At 40.1% G+C, this 11,894-nt stretch carries 11 protein-coding genes; 4 read left to right on the plus strand and 7 right to left on the minus strand.

Translation table 11 applies throughout. The annotated features are described in order from the left end of the window. Window positions 1-280: 280 nt before the first annotated feature. Window positions 281-979: a Crp/Fnr family transcriptional regulator gene (locus PGS38_RS17045; protein ID WP_118594459.1), complete on the plus strand. Its 699-nt coding sequence runs from the start codon at window positions 281-283 to the stop codon at window positions 977-979. A 163-nt stretch (window positions 980-1,142) separates the two neighbouring features. Here PGS38_RS17045 and PGS38_RS17050 read toward each other — a convergent pair whose 3' ends face one another. The 7 genes from PGS38_RS17050 to dndB form a co-directional block, all read right to left on the minus strand. Continuing rightward, window positions 1,143-2,231 carry a U32 family peptidase gene (locus PGS38_RS17050; RefSeq protein ID WP_118594460.1) on the minus strand — a complete coding sequence of 363 codons (1,089 nt, stop codon included), beginning with the start codon at window positions 2,229-2,231 and terminating at the stop codon, window positions 1,143-1,145. Between the two features lie 82 nt (window positions 2,232-2,313). Further along, window positions 2,314-3,006 (minus strand): hypothetical protein, encoded by a 693-nt coding sequence (locus PGS38_RS17055; RefSeq protein ID WP_147398222.1) that lies wholly within the window; start codon window positions 3,004-3,006, stop codon window positions 2,314-2,316. Window positions 3,007-3,021: 15 nt separating this feature from the next. Then, complete coding sequence (locus tag PGS38_RS17060; RefSeq protein ID WP_118594461.1) at window positions 3,022-4,173, minus strand: cysteine desulfurase family protein; 1,152 nt, start codon at window positions 4,171-4,173, stop codon at window positions 3,022-3,024. 2 nt (window positions 4,174-4,175) lie between these two features. Beyond that, a complete protein-coding gene (dndE, locus tag PGS38_RS17065) occupies window positions 4,176-4,559 on the minus strand; it encodes a DNA sulfur modification protein DndE (RefSeq protein ID WP_118594462.1) in 384 nt (127 codons plus the stop codon). After that, window positions 4,556-6,508, minus strand: coding sequence for a DNA sulfur modification protein DndD (dndD, locus tag PGS38_RS17070; protein ID WP_118594463.1), 1,953 nt, complete (start codon window positions 6,506-6,508; stop codon window positions 4,556-4,558). The genes dndE and dndD overlap by 4 nt, the downstream gene beginning before the upstream one ends. 3 nt (window positions 6,509-6,511) lie before the next feature. After that, window positions 6,512-8,011 (minus strand): DNA phosphorothioation system sulfurtransferase DndC, encoded by a 1,500-nt coding sequence (dndC, locus tag PGS38_RS17075; RefSeq protein ID WP_118594464.1) that lies wholly within the window; start codon window positions 8,009-8,011, stop codon window positions 6,512-6,514. 10 nt (window positions 8,012-8,021) lie between these two features. Then, entirely contained in the window at window positions 8,022-9,092 is a 1,071-nt protein-coding gene (gene dndB / locus PGS38_RS17080) for a DNA sulfur modification protein DndB (RefSeq protein WP_118594465.1), read from the minus strand. A 175-nt stretch (window positions 9,093-9,267) separates the two neighbouring features. Here dndB and tnpA point away from each other — a divergent pair, with 175 nt between their 5' ends. From tnpA to tnpC, 3 genes are all read left to right on the plus strand, one after another. Further along, window positions 9,268-9,663: an IS66 family insertion sequence element accessory protein TnpA gene (tnpA, locus tag PGS38_RS17085; protein WP_118594466.1), complete on the plus strand. Its 396-nt coding sequence runs from the start codon at window positions 9,268-9,270 to the stop codon at window positions 9,661-9,663. After that, window positions 9,657-10,001, plus strand: coding sequence for an IS66 family insertion sequence element accessory protein TnpB (gene tnpB / locus PGS38_RS17090; RefSeq protein ID WP_118594467.1), 345 nt, complete (start codon window positions 9,657-9,659; stop codon window positions 9,999-10,001). The genes tnpA and tnpB overlap by 7 nt, the downstream gene beginning before the upstream one ends. A 92-nt stretch (window positions 10,002-10,093) precedes the next feature. Beyond that, window positions 10,094-11,710, plus strand: coding sequence for an IS66 family transposase (tnpC, locus tag PGS38_RS17095; RefSeq protein WP_118594468.1), 1,617 nt, complete (start codon window positions 10,094-10,096; stop codon window positions 11,708-11,710). The last annotated feature ends 184 nt before the right edge of the window (window positions 11,711-11,894 follow it).

Here is an 11,894-nt window from a genome sequence, read left to right on the forward strand (position 1 = left end):
TTGGAGATGTCAGGAAGTTGACGGGTTATTCACCATTTACGAACAAGATGTATTCTAGCGGATTCGCGGTATGAAAAAAAGGACATATGGGATGTTTTCGGGGAAATTTTTCTTCTTTTTTAGGATTTCTTTTCTTTTTTTGAAAAAGTCATAGTCAGACATTGCGTCCATGAAAAAAAATGTGATATACTCACCGCAGTAGATGTCTGACCGCAAAATGAGCTATGCCAGACGCAAAACTGGTTTTGTGATTGCACCAAGGAAAGAGAGTCGAGAAAATATGACACTAGAAGAACTGATCAAAGAAGTTCCGGCACTTGCCCCCTATTTCGAGCATATGCCGGAAGAACTGCATAACCGTTACACGATCCGTGTCTACCCGCCGGGAACGATTATTCACCAGAAAGATTATAAACTGGAAAAGTTTGGCATCATCGCCAAAGGAGAGCACCGCGTCATCAATGAATTTCAGAATGGCAATGTTTTCATGATCGAAAAGAACGAACCGATCGATTTTGTCGGAGAAGTGACGATCCTGGCCGGAATGGAAAAGACTTCGGTTACAATCGAAACACTGACCGAGACAACCGTTGTCTATTTTCCCCGGAAAGACTTCGAGGACTGGATTGTCAAAGATATTCAGCTTCTGCGGCTGGTCGCCCACAAAATTGCATACAAGCTGTACCGCTCCTCCTATAACCGCGGCGCACGACTCTTCTATCCGCCAAACTTCCTGCTGCTCGACTACATTCTAAAACAGGCGGCGCACCTTGGCATCGAGCGAAAAAAAGAAATCATAATTCAGAAAACGCGGCAGGAGCTCTACGAAGAATGCGGTATTACCGTAAAAACGCTGGGACGAACGATCAGCAAACTAAAAGAGGATGGCGTGATTTCCCTGAAAAAAGGGAAAATCGCCATGACGCTGGAGCAGTATCATCTGGCGCAGAATACGATTCATCACTATGTTAATTATTAAAGCGTGCTGGAAAAATATTTCTCATTACGTTCTCCACTATTTCTTTAGATTAAGAAAGACCCTGCATACGCAGAGCCTTTCTTACATTTTCTTTCGAGGACTAACCCTTGATACAAAAATATGTCAATCCCAAATGCATTACTTCAGAAAGAGTTGACATATTTTATCTGGCATAGCACATGTGACTGCATCCATTTGGAAAAAGCTCTGCTTTCATCGCTCGGATATATTCTTCTTCCGTAGAAGAATCCTCCAGAATCTCCAGCGTGCGGCGCAGATTTCGGATATCACGCTCCATAAAATCGGTATAATTTCCCCGGCCTACCAGCTTCAGATGAGTGATTCCGGCATCGGAAAGCTGTTTTAATGTACACAGGCCGCAGCCGGTTGCGCCGCAGAGATAGCCATCATCTGATATTGGATCCGTCGTTTCCGATGCAGCATCATTTTCTAATGCCAAATCCCTTTCTAATTCAGGATCATTTTTCAATACAGAATCCTCTTTCGGAACTGAAACTCTCTTGTCCGGCGCTATATCCTTTTCCAAAAAGTTTTCTGAAAAACATCTGTTGGCACATGACACCGGTTTTCTCCAGTAAGGAACCCGGCAAAGATATCCCATTTCATCGCAGTGCAGGGAATTGCAGAAAGCACCACTGAACTGGCACAGTTCATTCAAAGCAAATGCCTCGAACTCCGTTGGATAAGTCCATTCTTTTCGAGCGGCTTCTTTCTGCGCAGTTATATGCCGAATCACTGCACGCATTTCCGAGATCGTATTTTTGCGCTGGAAAATGATCCTCTTCGGGTATTCTTTCGCAAAAACCTCTGTCATCGCAGAATTCACCGTTCCCAAATCCCCACTCAGATGCACCTCACAGTCGATCTTTTCTTTTCGCAGGTACACAAGCAGCGCGGGATCCGCAAGAATATAACTGTCAAACCCTATGCTGCGGCACTGTTGGATGATCTGCGTAATTTCTTCATACTGCTCCGGCCGGTAATACAGTGAATTAAACGTCAAATGCACCGGCTTCTGATATTTCTGCACCATATTAGCCAGAATTTCCAGTTCACTGAACGATCCGATTTGTACATTATAGTTTAAGACCTCTCTCCGATTCAGCGGCAGAACCGTTCCGTATTTTTCTGACCAGGAAAATGGAACGTAACCGCAGAACAGCTCGTCTGCACCGGCGCGGACGTAACGGGGATAGTCATCAATGGAGCCGAGGCCTGATGTGATTTTCATAAGTTAAATCCTTTCGCTTGCGCCTCATTCAAATTCAATCTCTTCCTCCGCCTTAGCATACAAATCCAGCTGATTTTCAATATCAAGTCTCTGAACCAGCCAACCTCTTGCAAGACACATCTTCACAAAATCGTCTATACGATTTACTCCATTCATCTCTCTGAATAACTGAGAAATTTTGCAGCAAAAACTTTCTCCAATAAGGATTCATACGAATTTTCTTTTGTAATCCAACACCATCCAAAATGGTATAGAAAAGATTCTCATCTCCAGATAACTTTGCCATGTATGCAATGAGTCTACTGTGTTTATCGTTCTTAATATACGACAGTTCCTCTTCCATTCCTTCAACATCAAAAAATGGATATAAAAGTTTATATGGGACATAGTCTGTCAATCTAGTTTTATCTCTTTTTAATTCCTTTTCACATTCACTTATAGCTTGCTTTAATTCTTCTTTTGACGGATTCTGAGATAAATCTGACACAGTATTGTTTAATGTGTTAATGGCATGTTCCAGAAAATTTGCTGCATTTCCATTAACTGTCGGACCAAGTCGAAGATGATAATGCGTCACTGTATGCCAAGCTTCACAGATCATCTCATCTATTACATTCTCAAATGAAAGATCTTCTTCTGATGTCTTCGTTAGGTTTAATATTGCTTCAAACCAGTAAAATTTATAGCTTTGTGCTTTATTATTAAACATACGGGCAAACTTGTCTGTATCCAAATTATTCTCATATACTAAGTCTAGATGCAATTTATGATCCATATTGCCCCTTCTTTCCTAACTCTTTATTTGCTTTGCAATTTCCAATAGTGCCTTGAAATTATGAAGCGCATCTTCCTTATCAGTATTAGGCCCCCAGCTAATTCTTATAGAGCTTTCGATTTGTTCTGTTGCAATCCCCATTGCAACCAACACATAGCTCGGGGAATAGCTTTTTGATGTGCACGCTGACCCATTTGATACTCCACAAAACTGTTTTGTCGATATCATAAGAGCCTCCGATGACACTCCATCAATACATATATTCAATGTACTTGGGACACAATAGTTCTGTTCTCCATTAAAGTGATATTGTATGCCAGATTCATCAAGCACCGTTAACAGTTCATTTTTAAGATCTTGGGAATGTTTAATATTCCTTTGATATTCAGATTCAGCTATTTCACATGCCTTTCCACATCCCGCAACCAATGCAACAGGTAGTGTTCCCGGACGGATGCCTCGTTCCTGCTGCCCACCATATAAAATTGCTTTCACCGGAGGAAATTTGTATGATTTTTTTCGTAGTACCAGAACACCAACACCCTGCGGTCCCATCAATTTATGTGCGCTAAAAGAAAGCATGTCATATTTTATGCTTCTGATCTCTTCTACCAATTTTCCACAACTTTGCGTTGCGTCTATATGAAAAAGGATCCCTCTTTCTTGCAGTTTTTCGCCGATTTCTTTCACTGGCTGAATAATACCAGTTTCATTATTTACATGCATTACGCTTACAAGAAGAGTATTGTCTTTAACCTTTTCCAAAATCTTTTCTTCGCTCACTCGTCCTGTTAAATCAGGAGAAACAATGTCTACGTCAAATCCTTCCGACTCAAGATGCTTTACTGTCTCCAACACCGCCTTGTGCTCAATAGCAGTAGTAATAATATGCTTTCTGTTACTTTTTTCCGCATACTCTTTAAGTCCTTGAATTGCGATATTATTGCTTTCTGTCGCACCGCTAGTAAAAAAAATTTCATCCGGTTTAACCTGCAGCAGACTTGCAACTTGCTTCCTTGCATTTTCAACAATACTACGTGCATTCTCACCAAAATTATGTGTCCGACTATCAGCGTTACCCACACTATTTTTATACACTTCGACCATCAGATCCAAAACTCTTTCATCAATCGGAGCCGAGGCATTATAATCTAAGTACACACTCATATCTATTTCTCCTTTATTGCAAGTTTTGCCAAATCTTCCGCTTTTTTAATGAATCCTGTTCCACACAGATGCGCAATTCCTCTTTCTAAATTCAGATGAAAATATTTTGCCACAGTATCGTCATCGGTAGGAAGATTCATCTTAATGCACCAAGCTTTCACTAAAGCCTCATATATTTCATAATATTCTCCGCCAAATGTGAACCAAGACATTTCCAAATTACTATCAGCCACAATAGGAATATCTGTAGGCAATGTCTTCTCACTTAATGAATAGCAAAGAGCCCACCTACAAAGAATATTCCAATTTTTTATTCCCGTTTTCCCTTTTAATCGGGACAATTGATCTTTTGCCTGTTGTGACAGGCGTACTTGTTTCAGTATCATAATTTTGCTCCAATCAAATAACCTCTCTCGATAGAGGTGCTCTTTGAATTTTCATCATAGTTAAGTGTAAACTCATCCCCTATATTTTCTTTCATCAACTGATAATACCCTGCATCTATTTCTGAATCTGTTGATAAAATAATAGTCTGTTCTCCAGCATTTGGAAAATATGTTGTAATCAACGCTGTTCGATGTAATGAATCCAATCTTGACAATGGCGTATCAATTATTACCGGCAACTTTTTCTTTGAGCATAGTGCTAATGCCCAGAGAATCGAAATAACCATAAGTTGTTGCTCGCCTGCTGATAATGAGTCTTTCGGAACCTCCGCACCATTTTCAGATAAATACCTAAGATCTAAAGATTCCGGATCCATTACTATCGTTTGAATTAAATTTTTCTTATTGGCTAGTTTCAAATAGCAATCAGTAATTGTTGCAGCCAATATATTTGTTTTCCTCTTTTGCAACTCAATCCGGTATTTTTCAATAACATTCAATGCAATATTGGAATACTTTATAATTCTATCCGAACTATCTTTAAGTTCTGCAGTTGATAAATACGCTTCAACATACTTGCCAAATTCTGAGGTTGCAGTCATCACTCGTGAATTTGCTGCACCACGTCTTTGTTCCAGTTCAGCAATCTTTACCTGATCATCGATAATCGCCTGCTCTGCTGCTTTTATTTTCTTATGAATATTCTTCAGTTCTTTATCATTAATATCCAGCATTAAATAACTATCAAACTCACTGATTTGCTTCACTAATTTTTTCTTTTTCTTTATAATTATCTTCGTTTCATCCGCAGTATTCTTCAATACTCCTTCAACTAAATTATTAGTTTGAAATAGAGCTTGTTCCGATAAACCATACACTGTTTCGATCTGATTATCTTCTGTATGTTTTTTTACATATTCTATGAAATCTATTCCTGCTTTTTTATCTCCTAAATACTCTACAGCAAAATCCTCAAAAATATTATCCAACTGGAGCACCGCCTCTTGCATAATCGAGTCTGTATGCTCATCCGTCGCTTGCAACTTAATTTCAACCACTAAATCTTCAACCAGCAACATTGGCAATGCATCTGCCATCAATTCATGTAGTCTATCTTCTACGTTTGATAGTTCGGCCATTAAATCAGCTCTCTTTTTTAATGTTTCCTGTCTCTTTTCAACTGCATCTCCACCCTTCGCTGTATACAACTGATGTAATGCCTCTAACGAATCGTTATCCTTGATAAGCTTTTGATTCATTTTTTCTATTTCGGCATCAATAGTAGTTAGAGCTTCTATTGCCGATTCCTTTTCCTCACGCAATACCTGAATTTCCTCTACGGATTTTTTCTCACTTCCGATTTTGTCTACTTTTTTTAAGTTACGCAGAATATCATTACTCAACACGTCAAGAACTGATATACCAAGCATGGAGCGAATGGAATTTTTCAATTGTATATTCGTATTATCAACCGCTAACTCAGCTATTTTTTCTCCGTCAAAAAAGAAGAAACTAGATAAGGCACTTGGCAAAATATTCTCAACAAACATCGGCCAATTGTTGGTCAAGAATTCATTATACGTCCCATCCTTATATACAAGTATCTGCTCTTTAGTTCGTTTACTAACGGCATCCCACTCTCTTCTTACGATATAATTTTCTTTTATCTCGTTATTAATTTCAAATTCAAGTTCTACACTACAGGTTTGATCGTCTGATCCTCTATTAACAAAAGATCTTAAATATTGTATGTATGATCTCTGTTTACTTTCCGAATATGCAAAAGAATTAGAACCATATAATGCCAGTAGAACAGCCTCCAAAAAAGTTGTTTTACCCCTTCCATTCATACCGCCTATTAAAACCACCGGTTTGTTTCCTTCAAAAATAAATTCATTATCTCCGGCGTATACACCAAAATTATGTAATTGAAGCTTTTTTATTATCATAAGTTATTCTTCCTCGTCATCTTCAAATTCAGATTCAAGCGGTTGGTAATCCAAAAACTTCTCATTATATTTACCACCATGTTCTTTTCTACGACTCATCATGTCTGAATAAAATTGAGTTGCATCATCCTCATCTTTATAGAAAGTCTTGCTTATTGTATTATTAATGTCGTCAAGGATTCCTTTTCTCTGGTTTACTCCTGATGCTTTGTTCTCCAAATCTATTAACGTATACATCATTTCAAAAGCTAATTTTTCATCTGGATACATCTCTTGACAAACTCTTTGCAATATTTCCCATTCTTCATATTCAAAATTTTCATTATGAATCCACTTTGGATCTTCAAATTGCTTTCCCATTACACGCTCATATATTCTCGGTAATGCATCATCAAATTCATGTTTGTCGTTTACCCATATTCTGCGAATAGCCATTAGTTCTGGCATTCTAATAAGCTCAAGTTCACGAAATTCTTCAGGGCCATTTTCATTTATATCTTTCTGAATACTTAATAATCGTTCAAGCCATTGTTCTCTGAACTCTTTCTTATATGGTCCATGAAAAAGCTTTCCATAATTTCCCTGCAAGTTACCTTTCATTCGCCGAAAACTTCTTCTCTCTCGATCGCCATCTTCATTTCCAAATTCATTTCTAAACTCGAGAAGCGGAGTCATCCACTCTTTCTCTTGATCATTTGCTATCATTGCTTCCATAGATTTGTCTTTTTCGACCATTGTACACACCCAACATCCAAATCTACTTTTGCCACACGATGGAGCAGATTTGTCTACCTGCAAAGGACATTCATTATCAGCTGTAGCTCCTCGATACATGGTCATAAGATCCATATTAGAATAACCCCATGGATTTTTATACTGCATCAGGAATGCCCAAACATCATCATCTGTCCAATCTTCCATTGGAGAGAATACCAATTCGTTTGCAAGCGTTGGATTTGGACTCAACAATTCTCTAACTCTCTTTTTTTCAAGATTGGTCATGGTTCTATTTCGTCTTGAGCTTTCTTGCTTTCTTGTTCCAAGAACCAGAATCACTTCACCATGCTCAGCTATTTTATTCTTAATGAAGTCATTTACTGGCTGAATCTTCAATCGATCTGTACACCAACGATATTTCATTCTTGGATACGGATATCCTCTTCCTATCAAATTCACCCAAAAAGTATTATTGTAATCGGGGATCAATCGTTCTGGAACAAAAGGAAGCTTCTTTTTATCAGCTTCTATCCTCATATGTTCTAATGATTTCTCTACCCACTTTGATACCACCGGTGATTCCACCAATGTGTCTGTATTCATAATATGAATCGGCTTATTTCTTTCCTCTACTGGGAGTTTTTCCATTGCCATCCATACAAGCTGAACAGCTGCAGTACTATCCTTACCGCCGGAATAACCTATCATCCACGGGATATCATCTGCTAAATATAGATTCTGTATTGTGACGATCAATCCGTCTATTCGTTCTTTCGCAATTGCCATATTATTGTCCCTACTCTTCGATTATTTTTTTCAATGCCTCTTCTGCATTTAATTCTTCTTGTGATAATGGTATTCCTATCTGCTGTTTAATAACATTTGCAATTAGTAATGCTGCTTTTTTATTAGTAATAATACGTCCATTTTTACCAACCGCACGCATATACCATTGTCTTGCATTTCGGCTCCAATTTATTTTTTCGATATTAGCCATTGTTTTTTCCATTTCATTCTGATGTAAATATAAATAACTTCCAACCCTGCCAAACGCCTGAATTACAATGCTTTGCGTTGCAATAAAATTCTCTCTAAGATCGACTTTCGTAATTTCTCTGTTTTGTAATTCCTGCCACAATTTCATATGTTTTGCTACCAGTGTCCAGAAGTTCAAAAGGAAGTGCTCGCTTTCACTCACATCATTTCTACCCACAATACTCTTATTGGCTGTGTAAAAAGTATTTAATGTAAAAAGACTCGACGAATATTTTCCTAAAATATCCTTTTCTTTATCTGTATAGGTATTCAAAAATTCAATATTCCAAATAACATTTCTCGTAACAACAGCCATTTCATCCCTAGAGTCATACAATTCTGAAATAGAATTTGATGTCTTTACTGCATTTTTATTAAGATCAGTAAATATCTGCTGACTCCGTTTCAAACCCTGATCAGAATAAAAAACAATTGAAATGGTTTCTTCTTCAAGTGAAGAATCCTCTTCTAGCGCAGCTAAAATAGCTGATTTTCTGTGCTGTCCGTCATTTATTAAAAAATGGGCATCCATAGAAACTTCTAAAACACCTGCATCTGCATTTTGACTGCTAGGCTCATAAGAGAACATACCATCAATGGATGCTGCCAATGCCGAGAATACATAGGAATCCCTATTATCCAATATATATTTGCTGATAATTGGAATTCTGGCTTCATTTAACTTTCTTTGTGCTCGATACTCCGGCAACACAAATTCTTCTTCATCTACCGGAAACAATTTAGACAACATTTTTAATGGAACCATTGCTATATAATATTCCGTCCCGGCTTGAAGTCCTCTAACTACAGGAAATCTATATACAAAATCCATAACTCCTCCATAAAGCGAAAATAAGGATATACTTAGTAAGCGCTTTTTAATTCGATGACTTGCTCTAGCTTGAAATAACCTTCATAATTATAGCTAGGAAATGCAAGCATTTTACTCTCTAATCAATGCTGGAAATGCGAGCGTTTCACTTCACCTCTTATGAAGGAGCAACAGAATGAGAAAACCACGGATATCAGCGAAAGAACAATACCAATTGATCATGCAGTGCCGCCAGAGCGGTCTTTCTGATCACCAGTGGTGCTTGGAACACGATATCCACCCAGGAACTTTTTATAACTGGGTGCGGCGTCTGCGCCAGAATCCTGATCTTATTATTCCGGAGAAAACGGAACCTCAGAACAGATCAGTACCCAGGCAGGAAGTTGTAAAAGTAGAACTGACATCAGCGGAGCCGCCTTCGCTTTGTCAGGAAACATATCCAAGTCCCATTTGCGGAACTTCAGATGCTATGGAACTTTCTTTTCATGGCATTACTCTGCGGATTCCAAATGGGACGGATCCCCAGCTGCTTGTTCATCTGCTGTCTGCATGGAAGGAGCTTCCATGTTAGGTGATATCACAGCCGCCGATGAACTCTACATTATAACCGGTTACACCGATATGCGGAAATCAATCGACGGATTGTGTGCTATCGTTGAAAAGCAGCTCCATATGGATCCCCGCAGAAAAGCCTTGTATCTCTTTTGTGGGAAGAGATGTGACCGCGTAAAGGCTTTACTTTGGGAATCCGATGGGTTTGTACTTCTTTATAAACGCATCGAGGTACAGGGGCGGTTCCGCTGGCCCCGTAACAGTACGGAAGTAAGACAGCTCACCTGGCAGCAATTCAACTGGCTGATGTCTGGGCTGGAGATTGAACAGCCAAAAGCGTTCCGACCGCCGGACTGATCTGAAAACCGGCTGGAACAACCGGATTTTCTGCTTCTTTTCTCACCGGTTTTATGTTAAAATAAGACCAGAAGACAAAGGAGGCAGGGATGATGGCAGGCAGCGCGGCAGAGATCAAACTCCTGGAATACAAGGATACCATAACCCAACTGAATACACTGCTCACAGCACAGACAGAACTCAACCGTTCCCTGCAGAAAACTGTGAAAGATCTGCGTCAGGATAACAAAAACCTGATGGAACAGATCGATTACCTGACGAAAAAGCTTTTCGGCACTTCCAGTGAAAAAAGCAAAGACATCGAAGGTCAGCTGTGTCTGTTTGATGAAGCGGAACAGGCGGCTGATCCACAGGAGACAGAAGAAAGCACCGCTGTCACAGTCCCAGAACATCAGCGAAAAGCAAGGCGCACCCACGAAGAGCTGTTCAAAGGAATTCCTTCCCGCGATGAAGTTCTGGAACTCCCGGAGGCAGAACAGCTGTGCCCGGTATGCGGAAGCAGGCTGGAAGCCATCGGGAAAGAATTCGTACGTCATGAATTCCGTTTTACTCCGGCAAAAGGCGAGGTAGTAAATATTTATCGGACTACCTATAAGTGTCCGGAATGTACGGAAAAAGAGGAACTGGCAGACAGCCCTGCTTTTGTAAAAGCCGAGGTCCCTGAAGCTCTGATCCCGAACAGTTATGTATCACCATCTGCAGCTGCATGGGTCATGTACCAGAAGTTTGCCAATGCAATGCCCCTGTACCGCCAGGAACAGGACTGGAAGCAGCTTGGTGTCGGTTTCAAGCGGGCAGCTTTAGCAAACTGGATCATCTACTGCGCACAGAATTACTTCCGTCCAATGTATGACTACTTTCATCGTACACTGCTTGCCAGAAAGTATCTGATGGCAGATGAAACACGGATCCAGGTATTGAAAGAACCCGGCAGAAATCCGGAAACAGAATCGTTCATGTGGCTGTTCCGCTCAGGGGAAGATGGGCTTGCGCCGATCATTCTTTTCCATTACACAGAGACTCGCGCAAAGTACAACGCAGCCGCATTCCTGGATGGCTTCCAAGGCGGATACCTGGAAACAGATGGATACCAAGGATACAATGATCTGCCCGGTGTAAAGCGGTGTTCCTGTTGGGCGCACATGAGAAGATACTTTGTGGATGCTGTTCCCAAGGGAAAAGAGTTTGATTACAGCAATGCTACCGTCCAGGGCATCCAGTTCTGCACGAAGCTGTTTGATTATGAACGGATCGCTGCCGAACGAAAAATGGATCCGGACCATCGAAAGGCATACCGTCTGCAGAAAGAAAAACCAGTACTCGATGCATTCTGGGAATGGCTGGAACAACAACGTCCCCACCGTGGAACCCGCTTCGAGAAAGCGGTGAACTATGCCCAAAATCGAAAAGAGTCGCTGATGATGTATCTGGAAGATGGCCATTGCAGTTTTTCCAATAACTTAAGTGAGAATGCGATCCGTCCATTTACCGTTGGTCGAAAGAACTGGTTATTCAGTTCCAGTTCAAAAGGTGCTGAAGCGAGCGCTCTTACCTACACAATGGTAGAGATGGCAAAAGCTAATGGTTTGAATGTTTACCGCTACCTGGAATATCTGCTGGAACATCGGCCCAATGCCAAAATGACGGATGAACAGTTATCCGAATTGGCACCGTGGAGTGACAGTGTGAAAGCGAGTTGCCAGAAATAATAAATGTAGTAAAATGCTTGCGTCTAGTAATGGCGCAAGTATTTGTTTTATCTGACGCTAGAATATAAAGCTCTTACTATACTTAAGTACCTACTTAAGTATATCCCATATGTATCATTCTGTCAACAAGTGCCGTTTTTACTCAGAGATTTCGCTTTTAGCAACGCATATTTATAAGTAGCCC

Source organism: Fusicatenibacter saccharivorans, from assembly GCF_027667425.1.
Taxonomy (GTDB): domain Bacteria; phylum Bacillota; class Clostridia; order Lachnospirales; family Lachnospiraceae; genus Fusicatenibacter; species Fusicatenibacter saccharivorans.

Excerpts from the sequence above, each read along its gene's own strand:
- PGS38_RS17045 (WP_118594459.1), top strand. The coding sequence starts at position 281 with ATGACACTAGAAGAACTGATCAAAGAAGTTCCGGCACTTGCCCCCTAT.
- PGS38_RS17050 (WP_118594460.1), bottom strand. The coding sequence starts at position 2,231 with ATGAAAATCACATCAGGCCTCGGCTCCATTGATGACTATCCCCGTTAC.
- PGS38_RS17055 (WP_147398222.1), bottom strand. The coding sequence starts at position 3,006 with ATGGATCATAAATTGCATCTAGACTTAGTATATGAGAATAATTTGGAT.
- PGS38_RS17060 (WP_118594461.1), bottom strand. The coding sequence starts at position 4,173 with ATGAGTGTGTACTTAGATTATAATGCCTCGGCTCCGATTGATGAAAGA.
- dndE (WP_118594462.1), bottom strand. The coding sequence starts at position 4,559 with ATGATACTGAAACAAGTACGCCTGTCACAACAGGCAAAAGATCAATTG.
- dndD (WP_118594463.1), bottom strand. The coding sequence starts at position 6,508 with ATGATAATAAAAAAGCTTCAATTACATAATTTTGGTGTATACGCCGGA.
- dndC (WP_118594464.1), bottom strand. The coding sequence starts at position 8,011 with ATGGCAATTGCGAAAGAACGAATAGACGGATTGATCGTCACAATACAG.
- dndB (WP_118594465.1), bottom strand. The coding sequence starts at position 9,092 with ATGGATTTTGTATATAGATTTCCTGTAGTTAGAGGACTTCAAGCCGGG.
- tnpA (WP_118594466.1), top strand. The coding sequence starts at position 9,268 with ATGAGAAAACCACGGATATCAGCGAAAGAACAATACCAATTGATCATG.
- tnpB (WP_118594467.1), top strand. The coding sequence starts at position 9,657 with ATGTTAGGTGATATCACAGCCGCCGATGAACTCTACATTATAACCGGT.
- tnpC (WP_118594468.1), top strand. The coding sequence starts at position 10,094 with ATGGCAGGCAGCGCGGCAGAGATCAAACTCCTGGAATACAAGGATACC.